The organism is Pantoea phytobeneficialis (assembly GCF_009728735.1).
In the GTDB taxonomy this organism is placed as follows: Bacteria; Pseudomonadota; Gammaproteobacteria; order Enterobacterales; family Enterobacteriaceae; genus Pantoea; species Pantoea phytobeneficialis.
Genome location: NZ_CP024636.1, coordinates 783,220 through 797,873, shown reverse-complemented (window position 1 = coordinate 797,873; position 14,654 = coordinate 783,220). Strand labels below are relative to the sequence as shown.

The following is a 14,654-nucleotide window of genomic DNA, read 5'->3' as shown; positions in this document are numbered from 1 at the left end:
GATGTTATGCAGGAAGAAATGATTGTTGTACCTTGCCCCAATTGCGGTAAAGACGTGATGTGGGACGAACTGAGTCCCTGGCGCCCATTTTGTAGCAAACGTTGCCAGCTGATTGATTTAGGCGAATGGGCAGCAGAAGAAAAACGTATTGCCAGCAGCGGTGATATGACCGACAGCGACGACTGGAGCGAAGAACAACAGTAACTATCAGGGGCCTGGCCCCTGATATCAGATTTCTCCCGCCACCAGGCGTGCAATCAATGCATGGTTTGCGGGTGGGAATTCTTCTGCAACCAAGGCTGTTTGCTCGACCCAGCGTTGCGGCTGCCCTTCCTTACCCCAGGGCTCGCCATGCCAACCTTCCACCAGAAAGAAGTGCAGCGTGACACGCAAATCTTCATAGCTGTGATCAGCCTGCCCAATTGGCTGAGCTGCCGTCACTTCAATCCCCGTCTCTTCCATTAGCTCACGCTTCAACGCCTGTTCAGCGGTTTCGTCCTGTTCGATTTTGCCGCCAGGAAACTCCCATTTGTTAGCCATGTGGGAACTTGCTGCACGTTGAGCAAGGAAGATCTGGTGACTGGCATTGCGAATGATGCCCACCGCGACTTGCAGGTGTTTCATAAGCTGAATTCCGCTAAAAGAATAAAATGAGTCGCTGATTCTAAAGCAGTCACCGTGAAAACGCATAAAAAAAGGAGCCAATCGGCTCCTTTCTTTATCAGGCCAGACGGCCGTGGCACTGCTTATATTTTTTACCTGAACCACATGGGCAAGGATCGTTACGACCGACCTTGCGTTCGCCGCCCTGCGCCGCCAGCGCGGCAGCCGCTGCGGTCTCATCATCAACATGACTCAACTGCTGCTGCTGTGCCAGACGCTCAGCTTCTTCACGACGCTGTTGCTCCATCGCTTCAACTTCTTCCGGCATACGCACCTGAACTTTGCTCAGGGTGCTGATCACTTCGTATTTCAGCGATTCCAGCATGGCGGCAAACATGGAGAAAGATTCGCGCTTGTATTCCTGCTTCGGATCTTTCTGCGCGTAACCACGCAGATGAATACCCTGACGCAGATAATCCATCGCAGCCAGATGCTCTTTCCACAGTGAGTCCAGCGTTTGCAGCATCACGCCTTTTTCAAAGTTACGCATCATTTCCACGCCCACCACTTCTTCTTTGGCAGCGTAGCTTTCTGTCGCATGCTTCATGATGCGCTCGCGCAGCGTCTCTTCATGCAGGTCAGGTTCTTTATCCAGCCATTCCGCAATCGGCAGATCCAGGTCGAAATCAGTACGCAGACGCTCTTCAAGGCCAGGCACATCCCACATTTCCTCCAGCGACTGCGGCGGAATATAGGTGTCGATGGTTGCTTTAAACACATCCTCACGGATGCTGTTGATGGTTTCTGATACGTCAGACACATCCAGCAGCTCGTTACGCTGGCTGTAGATCGCGCGGCGCTGATCGTTAGCAACATCATCATACTCAAGCAGCTGCTTACGGATGTCGAAGTTACGGCTTTCTACTTTACGCTGCGCATTGGCAATCGCTTTGGTTACCCACGGGTGTTCAATCGCTTCACCTGGCTTCATCCCCAGCTTACGCATCATGTTAGAGACACGATCCGAGGCGAAGATACGCATCAATGCATCTTCCATTGACAGGTAGAAACGTGAAGAACCGGCGTCACCCTGACGGCCCGCACGGCCACGCAGCTGGTTATCGATACGACGCGATTCATGGCGCTCAGTACCGATAATATGCAAACCACCGGCAGCCAGAACCGCTTCATGACGCTGCTGCCAGGCGGCTTTGATTTCTTCAATCTGTGCGTCGGTTGGCGCTTCCAGCTCCGCCACTTCTGCATGCCAGTTACCACCCAGCATAATGTCAGTACCACGACCCGCCATGTTTGTGGCGATGGTCACAGCACCAGGCTGACCAGCCTGTGCCACGATATCTGCTTCGCGGGCGTGGAATTTGGCGTTCAGTACGCTGTGTTTGATGCCGGCACGCGTCAGTTCGTTGGAGACCACTTCAGATTTTTCAATTGAAATGGTACCCACCAGTACCGGCTGCCCATTGGCAGTACAGGCACGAATATCTTCAATGATGGCATCAATCTTCTCTTTCTCGGTCATGTAGACCAGATCGGCCATATCTTTACGCACCATCGGACGGTTGGTTGGCACCACGATGGTATCGAGTTTGTAGATCGAGCTAAATTCAAAGGCTTCGGTATCCGCTGTACCGGTCATACCGGCCAGTTTTTCGTAGATACGGAAATAGTTCTGGAAGGTGATGGACGCCAGCGTCTGGTTTTCGTTCTGGATCTCCACGCCTTCTTTGGCTTCAACCGCCTGATGCAGACCATCAGACCAACGACGTCCCTGCATCGTACGACCGGTGTGTTCATCAACGATCACAACCTCGCCATCTTTAACGATGTAGTCAACGTCACGGGTGAACAACGCATGCGCACGCAGAGCCGCAGTGACATGGTGCATCAGCATAATGTTGGTCGGTGAATAGAGAGATTCACCCTCATCCATAATGTTCTGGCTAACCAGCAGTTCTTCGACTTTAACCAGACCGCGCTCAGTCATATGTGCCTGACGCGCTTTTTCATCCACCCAGAAGTCACCTTCGCCCTGGAAGGTATCGGAATCTTCTTTGTCCTGACGGATCAGGTGCGGGATGATTTTGTTGACCTTGATATACAGGTCAGAGCTGTCTTCAGCCGGGCCAGAGATGATCAGCGGCGTACGCGCTTCATCGATCAGGATGGAGTCGACCTCATCCACCAGCGCATAATGCAGTTTACGCTGCACGCGCTCTTCCGGGCTGAAAGCCATGTTGTCACGCAGATAGTCGAAACCATACTCGTTGTTGGTACCGTAGGTGATATCGGCAGCATAGGCAGCGCGTTTGGCAATTGACGGCATACCTGGCAGGTTGATACCCACGGTCAGACCAAGGAATTCAAACAGCGGACGGTTATTTTCGGCGTCACGTTGAGCAAGGTAATCGTTCACGGTTACGACGTGGACGCCTTTGCCACTCAGGGCATTCAGGTAAGCAGGCAGCGTAGCTGTCAGGGTTTTACCTTCACCGGTACGCATCTCAGCGATGCAACGTTCGTTGAGTACCATGCCGCCAATCAACTGCACGTCGAAATGGCGCATGCCAAACACACGCTTACTTGCCTCACGTACGGTGGCGAAGGCTTCCGGGATCAAGCTTTCCAGGCTTTCACCTTTTTCCAGACGCTCGCGGAATAAACCCGTTTTCGCTTTCAATTCGTCATCGGAGAGCTTTTCAAAATCCGGCTCCATCTTATTGATGACATCCACGACTTTGCGCATGCGGCGCAGAGTACGATCATTGCTACTACCAAAAACTTTAGTTAATAATTTGATTAACATGATAATTATTTTCTCAATTCAGTCGTGACACCACGAACTGCGCAATCTAAACAAAGTGAGTGAAAAAGGTTAGCAGTTGAGCAATGAAGGTCCGGCGCGAATGCCCTGAAGAGCAGACAACCAGAAAGCGGGGGTATTAATTTGCGGTTCTGAGACGCGAACGGCACGTTGCGGTTCGGCAACCATCTGTGGCATCGCCGGTGAAGTCAGCAATGCTTGTAATGAATCGATGAGCGCCAGCTTTTGTGCTGCCAGCGGAGCCACCTGATCGCTCTGCGCCTGCGCCGGTGGCGTCATGCTGAAAGAGAGATGGCGAATAACGGTGCGAATGGCATGTTGATGCCAGTAATCGACATTAAAACTTGGGCGGCGTGCCGTTTCCTGGAGACGGATCAGGTGGTCGAAACGGACGATATTACCGACAAACAGGCTGCTGACAGGCGTATCAGCGGAAGTAGGTTCGGAGGTTTGCGCACACGCGGGCAAGCCAAAACTGGCTGCAACCATCCCCAACAGGAGATGCGGCCAGAAGTAGCGTCTGCCAAATTGTCGCCAGCGTGAGAAAATCCCGATCACAACCCGTCCACAATGCTTCAGTAAAATAGTATTCCCGCCTGCGGCGGTACTTACCCTGCCAATTCAGGCGCCTGATAATAGCATTTATGTGTGGCTTCCACACCAGTGATTCAATGGTCGTCGGGCGAATTCACGCTTTTTCGTACAAGAACTAACCCGTGTTGGCAGTGAAATGCGAGTCGTTACGCAGAAAGGATAGAGAATAAAAAACGGCAGGTTCCACTGACCGGAGAGAGTGTCAGGGAGACCCGCCGTTTTATGTCTGACTTACGCCAGAACCAGATTGGGTGCTTTGAATGCCAGCGGCAGTTCAGCTTCGTCTTCGAAGGTTGCCCATTCCCAGGCTTCCTGCTTCGCCAGTACCGCTTGCAGCAGCTTGTTGTTCAATGCATGGCCTGATTTAAAGGCGGTAAACGCGCCAATAACGTTGTGGCCGCACATAAACAGGTCGCCGATCGCGTCCAGCATTTTGTGACGAACGAACTCATCCTCAAAGCGCAGACCTTCTTCGTTCAGTACGCGGAAATCATCGAGGCCAATCGCACAATCTAAACTACCGCCCAGGCACAGGCCTTTAGACTGCAGATATTCGATTTCACGCATAAAGCCGAAGGTACGCGCACGACTGATCTGGCGAACAAACGCCTCGGCCGAGAAGTTCAGCTGATAGCGCTGCGAACTTGAATCAATTGCCGGATGTTTGAAATCGATGGTGAAGTCGAGTGAGAAACCATTGTACGGTTTAATCTCTGCCCACTTGTCGCCATCTTCAACGCGCACCGCTTGCTTAACACGCACAAATTTCTTCGCGCTGTTCAGCTCTTCGATGCCCGCATCCATCAGCAGATAGATAAAAGGTGCAGCACTGCCGTCCATGATCGGGATTTCCGGCGCATCGACTTCAACAATGATGTTGTCGATACCCAGACCCGCCAGCGCGGCGTTCAGGTGTTCTACGGTCGAAATACGCACGCCTTCATCATTCACCAGGCAAGTACTCAGCATAGTGTCGCGCACGTATTTTGCATCAGCCGGGAAATCTACCGGTGGATTCAAGTCTGTGCGACGATAGATGACCCCGGTATTAGCCGACGCAGGGCGTAAGGTCAGCGTGACTTTTTTGCCGGTATGTAAACCGACGCCAGTCGCCTGAACAATACGTTTTAATGTCCTTTGTTTGATCATCGCATTATCTCGCAATATTACCCATCCGACCGCCAGTATAAATTACCGGCGGGCGAACACTTTAGCACAAAGAGCGGAGAATCCCAATTCTCGGGATATTCTTAGTCGGCCTGCTTACGCAGAAACGCCGGAATATCCAGATAGTCAGGCTCTTTGCTTGACGAAGCCGCCGGGTCGTTAACCACTTTCGCAGCAGGTTTTTGCTCCTGCGGCAGCGGCGCCATGCCATGCTGCTGGTAACGATGGTCCATCACTGGCTGGCTGGCCGGTTTGTTGGTCACCAGGGTGATTTCCGGACGCTTGTCCATACCGATACCGGTCGCGACCACGGTCACACGCAGTTCATCGTTCATCTCTGGATCCAGAGAAGTACCGATTACCACGGTAGCGTTGTCTGAAGCGAAGGCACGGATGGTGTTACCCACGGTTTCGAACTCGTCGAGACGCAGATCGAAGCCAGCGGTGATGTTAACCAGCACCCCACGCGCGCCAGACAGGTCGATATCTTCCAGCAGCGGGCTGGAGATCGCCATTTCGGCCGCTTCTTCCGCACGGTCTTCACCACATGCCACGCCAGAACCCATCATGGCGTAACCCATCTCTGACATCACCGTACGTACGTCGGCGAAGTCAACGTTCATCAGACCCGGACGGGTAATCAGCTCGGCGATACCCTGCACCGCACCTTTCAGTACGTCGTTAGCTGCACCGAAGGCATCCAGCAGAGAAATGCCACGACCCAGCACTTTCAGCAGCTTGTCGTTCGGAATCGTGATCAGTGAATCGACATGCTTCGACAGTTCAGCGATACCCTGCTCGGCAAAAGCCATGCGCTTTTTACCTTCGAAGTTGAAGGGCTTAGTCACCACCGCAACGGTCAGGATACCCAAATCTTTCGCGACTTCCGCAACCACCGGTGCCGCACCCGTACCGGTGCCGCCGCCCATGCCCGCCGCAATAAACACCATGTCTGCCCCATCCAGCGCAGAACGCAGTGCTTCGCGATCTTCTTCCGCTGAAGTGCGACCGACTTCCGGGTTTGCACCCGCACCCAGACCCTTGGTGATATTGGTCCCGATCTGGATAGTCTGGCCGACCGCCGTTTTACGTAACGCCTGCGCGTCGGTGTTCACAGCGAAGAATTCCACACCTTCGATACGCTCGCGTACCATGTGTTCTACGGCGTTGCCACCGCCACCGCCGACGCCGATGACTTTAATCACCGCGTCATTGGTCAATTCCATAGGTTCAAACATGATTTCTCTCCGTTATGTGCCTGTCGCCTGGAGATCATAAAAACTGCCAGCATGATCCCCTTTTACAAAAATTAAAACTCTTTCTTCAGCCAGCTGTTGATTCGTTTGAACCAGTTACCCACTGAAGCACGTTTTTCCGTTTCCGCATCACCATTCATATGTGACTCTTTGCCGTAATGCAGCAGACCAACTGCGGTTGAATAGTACGGCTCCTGCGCATAATCCGTCAGGCCGGTGATGTTCAGTGGCTGACCAATACGCACCTGCGTGTGAAAAACACGCTGGGCGCAGGCCGCCAGGCCTTCAATCTGCGCCGCGCCACCGGTCAGCACAATACCGGCTGCCAGATGGTGCTTCACGCCCTGCTGGCGCAGCTGTTCCTGCAATTGCAGAATCTCGTCATTCACCAGATTCAGCAGTTCGGTGTAACGCGGCTCAATCACTTCTGCCAGCGTCTGACGCTGCAAACTACGCGGTGGGCGTCCACCCACACTCGGGACTTCCACATTTTCGTCTTTACCGACGATGGAACCCAGCGCGCAGCCATGACGAACTTTAATCGCTTCAGCGTCCGTCGGCGGTGTACCAAAGGCGTAAGCGATATCGCTGGTCACCACGTTCCCGGCATACGGGATCACTTTGGTGTGACGCAGCGCGCCGCCGGTATACACCGCGATATCCATAGTACCGCCACCGATGTCGACCACGCACACGCCCAATTCGCGCTCATCTTCCGTCAACACCGAGAAGCTGGAAGCCAAACCGGCAAAAATCAGTTGGTCCACTTTCAGACCGCATCGTTCCACCGCTTTCACGATATTTTTCGCCATATCGTTGTGGCAGGTGATCAAATGAACTTTCGCCTGCATGCGCACACCGGACAGCCCAACCGGATTCTTAATGCCTTCCTGGTAGTCGATGGCATATTCCTGCGGAATCACATGCAGGATACGATGTTCATCACGAACGCGAACCGATTTAGCGGTATGCACCACGTTCTCTACATCATCCTGAGTGACTTCCTCTTCGGAAATCGGAACCATCCCGATTTCGTTCTGACAACTGATATGTTTGCCCGATAAAGCAAGGTAGACGGATGAAATCTGGCAATCTGCCATCAGTTCAGCCTGATCGATGGCGCGCTGCACGCATTTCACCACCGACTCAAGGTCATTCACGCCACCTTTGTCCATACCGCGAGACGGGCAGCTGCCCACCCCAATAATGTTGACCATACCATCGGGCAGAATTTCCCCAACCAGGGCGGCGACCTTCGCGGTGCCGATTTCAAGTCCTACTACCAGTTTTCTGTCCGTTGCCTTGATCATTGTTGTTTAGCCTGTGCCTGGTTCTGTTGCTGATTGACTTCCTGTGGCTCTAACGGTGCCGGTGTCCATCCTACGGCAGCACCCGAGTCATAGCGCAAATCGACATAGCTGATGCGCTTGTTACCGCTCTGGGCCTGCTGTTGCAGTTCCGGGTAGAGCTCAATAAAACGGTTCAGACGCTTCATGGTATCGCTGCGCCCCAACTCGATGCGCACATCATCGCTGGTCACCAGCTGCCACGAGCGCCGCGCCGTCATCGACGCGACCTTCAGGGTAAACTTGCTGGCCTTCAGTACATCACTCATGGTGTGATACCCGGCCAGCACCTCTTTCTCACTGCCTTCCGGCCCGTACAGCATTGGCATGGTTTCTTTACCAATGTGACTGGCCGGGATACTGAAGGAGACACCATCAGCGTCCACCATGTGCAGGTCATTCCAGCGAGCCACCGGAACATACTCCACCAGGTTAATCTTCAGCTCATCAGGCCACTGCTTACGCACGCTGACCTGTTTAATCCACGGCAAACGTTCAATTTGCTGCTGGATAATGTCGACATCCTGCGACATAAAGGTGCCCGGTGCGCCGAGTGACAAAATCGCCTGGCGAATGTCATCGTGCGTGGTGTAATGCGTTTCACCGGTCACCACCAGTTTCGATAATGGCAGGCGAGATGCATCGTTCATCCACTTCAACACCACCAGCCCGCCAGCCACCATAATGCCTAACACAATCAGCAGGAACACGATGCCGAAAAGCCGGGCACCGTTGCTACGCCCGGAGCGCGTGCGCTCCTGGGGTTCGCGGTTGCGTACGTTCAGCGCCGCCTGTGACATATCAGTCGGCCAACTCCAGAATACGGGCAACCAGCTGCGGGAAGCTGAGTCCCGCCTGCTTCGCTGCCATCGGCACCAGACTATGGCTGGTCATTCCTGGCGAAGTATTCACTTCCAGCAGCTGGAAATTATCCTCACCGTCGACCATCACATCCACTCGTCCCCAGCCGCTGCAACCTAATGCCCGCCAGGCCGCCAGTACCAACGACTGCAATTCTGCTTCACGCTCAACACTCAAGCCGCTCGGGCAGAAGTATTGAGTATCGTCAGAAATGTATTTTGCTTCATAGTCATAGAACTCACTGGCAGTTTGAATTTTGATGGATGGCAGAATCTGGTCGCCTAAAATGCCGACGGTGTATTCCGCACCACTCAAAAACGCTTCCACCAGCACGTCATCATCGTGACGAAACGCTTCTGCCAGCGCCGCCGGTAACGCATCACGCGTATTAACCCGGCTGATCCCCACGCTTGAACCTTCGCAGCTTGGTTTGACGAACACCGGTAAGCCCAGTGCATCAATATCGGCCAACGTCTGCGCATCCAGCCCGTTTTCCTGCTGCTGACGCGTCAGCCAGACAAATTTTCCAGCCGGCAATCCCCTGCCCTGCCACAGCAATTTGCTGCGCAGTTTATCCATGGTGATCGCCGAGGCCATAACACCGCTGCCGGTGTAGGGGATCTGCTGGAATTCCAGCACCGCCTGCAAAGTACCGTCTTCACCGCCACGACCATGCAGGGCAATGAAAGCTTTATCAAATCCTTGTTGTTTCAGGGTGAGAACTGAAACATCGCGCGTATCCACCGGATGCGCGTCAATACCCATCTCGCGCAATCCAGCCAGCACCGCGCTACCGGACATCAACGAAACTTCACGCTCCGCCGAGGTGCCGCCAAACAAAACCGCTACCTTCTCAGCCATTGCGCACCTCCGCCTTCACTGCGGGCTGTAAACGGATTTCCGCCAGCTTGCGCGCGATTTTGCCAATATTACCTGCGCCCTGAACAATCACCAGGTCGTTGCCACTCAACAGGGGTGCCAGCGTCTCTGGCAGCGCATCGTGTTCAGACACCAGAATCGGGTCAACTTTACCGCGACCACGAATCGCGCGGCACAGCGAACGGCTATCCGCTCCCGGAATCGCGGCTTCGCCCGCCGGATACACATCCAGCATCAGCAACACATCCACCTGTGACAACACGTTGGCAAAGTCGTCAAACAGATCGCGGGTGCGCGTGTAGCGATGCGGCTGAAATACCATCACCAATTTTTTCTCAGGCCAGCCAGCGCGCGCAGCTTTGATCGTCACATCCACCTCGGTGGGGTGATGACCATAATCGTCGACCAGCATCGCGCTACCCGGCGTACCGTTAACCGGGGCGGTATCAAACTCACCCAGCACATCAAAACGTCGGCCCGTGCCCTGGAAGCTTTCGAGCGCAGCCAGAATCGCGTTGTCGTCGATGCCTTCTTCGGTCGCTACCGCCACCGCAGCCGCTGCGTTGAGCGCGTTATGGCGACCCGGCGCATTCAGCGTCACATGCAGCACTGGCTTGTCGTGACGAATCAGGGTGAAGTGCCCCTGTGCACCACGCTGCTCATAATTTTCGATGCGCACATCAGCATCTTCGCTAAAACCGTAGGTGGTGAGTTGACGGCCGACGCGCGGGATCAAATCGCGGATCACCACATCATCGACACACATCACCGCACGGCCGTAGAACGGCAGGTTATGCAGGAAATTGATAAACGTCTGTTTCAGGTTCTCGAAATCGCCCTGATAGGTATCCATATGATCGGCTTCGATATTGGTGACAATCGCCACCATCGGTTGCAGATGCAAGAACGACGCATCGCTTTCATCCGCTTCAGCAATCAGATAACGACTGCTGCCCAGCCGTGCATGGGTACCTGCGGCTTTCACCAGGCCACCGTTGACGAAGGTCGGATCCAGGCCACCTTCGGCATAAATACTGGCTACCATCGCGGTAGTGGTGGTTTTGCCGTGCGTACCGGCAATCGCGATGCCGTGGCGGAAGCGCATCAGCTCCGCCAGCATCTCTGCGCGACGAATCACCGGGATACGCTGTTCACGCGCCGCCACCAGTTCCGGGTTGTCCTGCGCCACGGCAGTGGAGACCACCACCACACTCGCATCGGTCACGTTTTCCGGGCGATGATTGAAATAGATCGTTGCGCCCAGCGATGCCAGATGCTGCGTCACCGGGTTGGGTGCCAAATCGGAACCGCTAATATGATAACCTTCGTTCGCCAACACTTCGGCAATACCGCCCATGCCAGCACCGCCAATGCCGACAAAGTGGATGTGCCGGACGCGACGCATCTCGGGCACAATGGAACGCAGTTTTGCCAATTGTTGTGTATTCATCTGTCTCTGTTACCTGTGTTTTCCATTTGTACCTGAACCAGGTACGGGTCAATCTGACTGACCGATTAACTTACTTCGCGGCGCGCGCAACTTCCTGAGCAACCCGTTCAGTTGCATCGGGAATCGCCACCTGGCGGGCTTTTTCTGCCATCTCCAGCAAGGTAGCGCGATCCCAGTGGCGCAGCGTCTCCGCGACCACAGCTGCGGTGAACTGCGGCTGCTCAAAAATTTTGGCTGCGCCCGCCTGCTCCAGCGGCAACGCATTCCAGTACTGCTGACGATCTTTATGCATGAAAGGCACGAAAATCGCCGGTAAGCCTGCGGCGGCCACTTCACTGACGGTCAGCGCACCGGAACGGCACACCACCACATCAGCCCAGGCATAAGCAGCAGCCATGTCATCGATGAACTCGGTGACTTTATGCTGCGGCTGACCGGCATCGCGATACGCCTGTTGCACCGTCTCCAGCGCACCTTTGCCGGTCTGATGCCATAACGTGATGACATCACCCAGTTCAGCGGCAACCTGCGGCAGCGTCTGATTGAGGATACGCGCCCCCTGGCTGCCCCCTACGACCAGCACACGTACCGGACCGCTACGGCCAGTCAGGCGTTCAGCAGGTAACGGCAGTGCCAACACATCGGTACGTACCGGGTTTCCAACCACATCCGCATTGGGGAATGCGCCGGGAAAAGCCTGCATCACTTTGCTGGCGATCTTTGCCAGCCATTTGTTGGTCAGCCCGGCGATACCGTTCTGTTCATGCAGCACCACCGGGATACCGCAGCTCCATGCCGCCAGACCACCAGGGCCAGACACATAACCGCCCATACCCAATACCACATCTGGCTGCCAGTTCTTCATGATGCGGCGCGCCTGACGCCAGGCATTAAAGATGCGCAGCGGTGCCAGCAGTTGGGCTTTCATCCCTTTGCCACGTAATCCGCTGATGCGGATAAAATCAATCTCGATACCATGTTTTGGCACCAGATCGGCTTCCATGCGATCGGCGGTCCCCAGCCAGCGTACCTGCCAGCCCTGTTCCATCAGATGATGGGCGACAGCCAGACCAGGGAACACATGTCCACCGGTTCCACCTGCCATCACCATCAGTCGCTTCCCACTCATCGACCACCTCGGGTAAACGCCTGGGCTTTCGCCAGACGCGTTTCATAATCTATGCGCAACAAAAACACGATGGCCGTCGACATAATGATCAAACTGGAACCACCGTAACTAATTAGCGGTAACGTCAGACCTTTGGTCGGCAGCATACCGGCAGCCGCACCGACGTTAACCAATGCCTGGAAGCTGAACCATACGCCGATGGAACAGGCCAGAAAGCCGGAAAAACGTTGGTCGATCTCCAGCGCGCGACGGCCAATCGACATCGCGCGAAAAGCGACGAAGAATACCATCAACAGCGCCAAAACCACACCGGCATAACCCAATTCTTCACCGATGATGGAGAAGATAAAGTCGGTATGCGCTTCCGGCAGATACTCCAGTTTCTGCACCGAGTTGCCCAGCCCCTGCCCCCAGAACTCACCACGGCCAAACGCCATCAATGACTGGGTTAACTGGTAGCCGCTACCAAACGGATCTTCCCACGGGTTCCAGAAAGACGTCACACGACGCATACGATAGGGTTCCGCGATAATCAGCAGCACCACGGCGAAAATACCGGAACCGATGATTGCGAGGAACTGCCACAACTTCGCACCTGCCAGAAACAGCATCGCCAGCGTGGTGACAAACAGCACCACCACCGTTCCGAGGTCGGGCTGCGCCAGCAGTAACACCGCCAGCACCACCATCACGCCCATCGGTTTACAGAAGCCCCAGAAGTTGTTACGTACCTCTTCCACTTTGCGCACCAGATAGCTGGCGAGATAGCAGAACAGCGACAGCTTCGATAGCTCCGCAGGCTGAATACGCAGCGGTCCCAATGCAATCCAGCGCGATGCACCGTTGACCGAGCTACCCACCACCAGCACCACCAGCAGCATCACTACGGACACCACCAGCATGGCATTGCTGTAGCGTTGCCAAAAATCCATCGGCACGCGCAAAGTGACCAGCGCCATACCGAACGCCAGTGCGATATAAAAAGCATCACGCTTGGCAAAATAGAACGGGTCTTCATTCAAGCGCTGCCCCACCGGCATTGAGGCCGAGGTCACCATAATGAAGCCCACCAGGGCCAGACCAAACGTCAGCCACAGCAGCGTGCGGTCGTACAGCACCACCGGCGCATCTTCGTTTTCCCGCGCGCCCATCACCCAATCTTTCAGGCGCAGGGAGAGGAAGCTGGCTACACCGGCACCGGGAATGCGCATCAGCCTAACTCCTTCGCCAGTTGCGCGAACTGATCGCCACGCTGTTCAAAATTACGGAACTGATCGAGGCTGGCGCAGGCTGGTGACAGCAGCACCATATCGCCCGCTTTTGCCTGCTGCGCGATCTGTTCCATTGCCTGCTGCATGGTTTCAGTGCGGGTAGCCACGTCCGGCCGTAAGGCCGCCAGTGCATCGCCGTCACGGCCAAAGCAGAACAGTCGCACGTTGTCACCTTGCAGATAACGCGCCAACGGGCTGAAATCAGCGGATTTACCATCGCCGCCCAGCAATAGCCACAGCGTGCCTTTGACCTGCAAACCATTCAACGCGGCTTCAGTGCTGCCAACATTGGTGGCTTTGGAGTCGTTAATCCAACGAATACCGTGCGCTTCATGTGCCAGTTGGAAGCGATGCGGCAAGCCGGTAAAGGTGGTCAGCGCTTTCAGGCTGGAGGCTCGCGGGATATTCACCGCATCAGCCAGCGCCAGCGCCGCTAACGCATTGGTGAAGTTGTGTTGCCCCACCAACTTCATTTCGTCGGTGTTCAGCACCTTCTCACCTTTCACGCGCAGCCAGGTACTGCCCTGCTGCCGGTTGAGATGATAATCACCGATATCGATACCAAAGCTGACGCAGCGGGTATCGGCACCGCGTACCGGCATGGTCATGCCGTCATCGGCGTTAACCACACAAATCCGGGCGTTTTCGTAGATGCGCAGTTTGGCAGCGCGGTACTGCTGCATGCCCAACGGATAGCGATCCATATGATCTTCCGTCACGTTGAGGATGGTCGCCGCTGCCGCTTTCAAGCTGTAAGTGGTTTCCAGCTGGAAGCTGGAGAGTTCCAGCACGTACAGCTGAGCCGGGGATTTCAGCAGTGACAACGCCGGTAAACCGATATTGCCACCCACGCCCACCTGCCAGCCTGCGGCACGCGCCATTTCGCCCACCAGGGTGGTCACGGTGCTTTTACCGTTAGAGCCGGTAATCGCCACAATCGGTGCCTGCGCTTCACGACAGAACAGCTCGATATCACCCACGATTTCGATACCGGCATCTGCCGCTTCGCTCAACGCCGGGTGCGCAAGGGCAATACCTGGGCTGGCGATAATTAAATCGGCCGCCAGCAACCAGTCGTTGTTCAGTCCACCGACATAGCGCTCCACCTGTTCTGGCAGCTTATCCAGACCCGGCGGTGACACACGGGTGTCCATCACGCGGGGCGTTACGCCCTGCGCTAAAAAGAAATCAACACAGGAGAGGCCGGTCAGCCCCAACCCGATGATGACGACTTTTCTGCCCCGATAGTCAGCCAT

The 14,654-nt window shown here is 55.1% G+C and carries 13 protein-coding genes; 1 reads left to right on the top strand and 12 read right to left on the bottom strand.

Going from position 1 to position 14,654, the window contains the following annotated elements; genetic code table 11:
• Positions 1-6 precede the first annotated feature (6 nt).
• Positions 7-204: a DNA gyrase inhibitor YacG gene (yacG, locus tag CTZ24_RS03525; RefSeq protein WP_021184729.1), complete on the top strand. Its 198-nt coding sequence runs from the start codon at positions 7-9 to the stop codon at positions 202-204.
• A gap of 24 nt (positions 205-228) precedes the next feature.
• On the opposite strand, the gene mutT is transcribed toward yacG, so the two are convergent.
• The 12 genes from mutT to murD form a co-directional block, all read right to left on the bottom strand.
• Positions 229-624: an 8-oxo-dGTP diphosphatase MutT gene (mutT, locus tag CTZ24_RS03520; RefSeq protein ID WP_021184730.1), complete on the bottom strand. Its 396-nt coding sequence runs from the start codon at positions 622-624 to the stop codon at positions 229-231.
• A 97-nt stretch (positions 625-721) separates the two neighbouring features.
• Entirely contained in the window at positions 722-3,427 is a 2,706-nt protein-coding gene (gene secA / locus CTZ24_RS03515) for a preprotein translocase subunit SecA (RefSeq protein WP_208724785.1), read from the bottom strand.
• A gap of 69 nt (positions 3,428-3,496) precedes the next feature.
• Positions 3,497-4,003: a secA translation cis-regulator SecM gene (secM, locus tag CTZ24_RS03510; protein ID WP_208724784.1), complete on the bottom strand. Its 507-nt coding sequence runs from the start codon at positions 4,001-4,003 to the stop codon at positions 3,497-3,499.
• 267 nt (positions 4,004-4,270) lie between these two features.
• The gene (lpxC, locus tag CTZ24_RS03505; protein ID WP_021184733.1) at positions 4,271-5,188 is read right to left on the bottom strand and encodes a UDP-3-O-acyl-N-acetylglucosamine deacetylase; all 918 of its coding nucleotides are present in this window, start codon (positions 5,186-5,188) and stop codon (positions 4,271-4,273) included.
• A gap of 101 nt (positions 5,189-5,289) precedes the next feature.
• A complete protein-coding gene (gene ftsZ, locus CTZ24_RS03500; protein ID WP_021184734.1) occupies positions 5,290-6,444 on the bottom strand; it encodes a cell division protein FtsZ in 1,155 nt (384 codons plus the stop codon).
• Positions 6,445-6,515: 71 nt separating this feature from the next.
• Entirely contained in the window at positions 6,516-7,772 is a 1,257-nt protein-coding gene (ftsA, locus tag CTZ24_RS03495) for a cell division protein FtsA (RefSeq protein WP_013507861.1), read from the bottom strand.
• The gene (gene ftsQ / locus CTZ24_RS03490; RefSeq protein ID WP_021184735.1) at positions 7,769-8,608 is read right to left on the bottom strand and encodes a cell division protein FtsQ; all 840 of its coding nucleotides are present in this window, start codon (positions 8,606-8,608) and stop codon (positions 7,769-7,771) included. Before ftsQ ends, ftsA begins: the two co-directional genes overlap by 4 nt.
• A 1-nt stretch (position 8,609) precedes the next feature.
• Positions 8,610-9,530, bottom strand: coding sequence for a D-alanine--D-alanine ligase (locus CTZ24_RS03485; RefSeq protein ID WP_208724783.1), 921 nt, complete (start codon positions 9,528-9,530; stop codon positions 8,610-8,612).
• On the bottom strand, positions 9,523-10,998 hold the full coding sequence (gene murC / locus CTZ24_RS03480) for a UDP-N-acetylmuramate--L-alanine ligase (RefSeq protein WP_208724782.1): 1,476 nt from the start codon (positions 10,996-10,998) through the stop codon (positions 9,523-9,525). The genes CTZ24_RS03485 and murC overlap by 8 nt, the downstream gene beginning before the upstream one ends.
• 70 nt (positions 10,999-11,068) lie before the next feature.
• Complete coding sequence (gene murG / locus CTZ24_RS03475) at positions 11,069-12,127, bottom strand: undecaprenyldiphospho-muramoylpentapeptide beta-N-acetylglucosaminyltransferase (RefSeq protein WP_208724781.1); 1,059 nt, start codon at positions 12,125-12,127, stop codon at positions 11,069-11,071.
• Positions 12,124-13,338 (bottom strand): cell division protein FtsW, encoded by a 1,215-nt coding sequence (gene ftsW, locus CTZ24_RS03470; protein WP_021184739.1) that lies wholly within the window; start codon positions 13,336-13,338, stop codon positions 12,124-12,126. Before ftsW ends, murG begins: the two co-directional genes overlap by 4 nt.
• Entirely contained in the window at positions 13,338-14,654 is a 1,317-nt protein-coding gene (gene murD, locus CTZ24_RS03465) for a UDP-N-acetylmuramoyl-L-alanine--D-glutamate ligase (RefSeq protein WP_208724780.1), read from the bottom strand. The genes ftsW and murD overlap by 1 nt, the downstream gene beginning before the upstream one ends.

Bases quoted from the DNA above. Each gene is read 5' to 3' on its own strand.
- yacG (WP_021184729.1), top strand. From the start codon at position 7: ATGCAGGAAGAAATGATTGTTGTACCTTGCCCCAATTGCGGTAAAGAC.
- mutT (WP_021184730.1), bottom strand. From the start codon at position 624: ATGAAACACCTGCAAGTCGCGGTGGGCATCATTCGCAATGCCAGTCAC.
- secA (WP_208724785.1), bottom strand. From the start codon at position 3,427: ATGTTAATCAAATTATTAACTAAAGTTTTTGGTAGTAGCAATGATCGT.
- lpxC (WP_021184733.1), bottom strand. From the start codon at position 5,188: ATGATCAAACAAAGGACATTAAAACGTATTGTTCAGGCGACTGGCGTC.
- ftsZ (WP_021184734.1), bottom strand. From the start codon at position 6,444: ATGTTTGAACCTATGGAATTGACCAATGACGCGGTGATTAAAGTCATC.
- ftsA (WP_013507861.1), bottom strand. From the start codon at position 7,772: ATGATCAAGGCAACGGACAGAAAACTGGTAGTAGGACTTGAAATCGGC.
- ftsQ (WP_021184735.1), bottom strand. From the start codon at position 8,608: ATGTCACAGGCGGCGCTGAACGTACGCAACCGCGAACCCCAGGAGCGC.
- CTZ24_RS03485 (WP_208724783.1), bottom strand. From the start codon at position 9,530: ATGGCTGAGAAGGTAGCGGTTTTGTTTGGCGGCACCTCGGCGGAGCGT.
- murC (WP_208724782.1), bottom strand. From the start codon at position 10,998: ATGAATACACAACAATTGGCAAAACTGCGTTCCATTGTGCCCGAGATG.
- murG (WP_208724781.1), bottom strand. From the start codon at position 12,127: ATGAGTGGGAAGCGACTGATGGTGATGGCAGGTGGAACCGGTGGACAT.
- ftsW (WP_021184739.1), bottom strand. From the start codon at position 13,338: ATGCGCATTCCCGGTGCCGGTGTAGCCAGCTTCCTCTCCCTGCGCCTG.
- murD (WP_208724780.1), bottom strand. From the start codon at position 14,654: ATGGCTGACTATCGGGGCAGAAAAGTCGTCATCATCGGGTTGGGGCTG.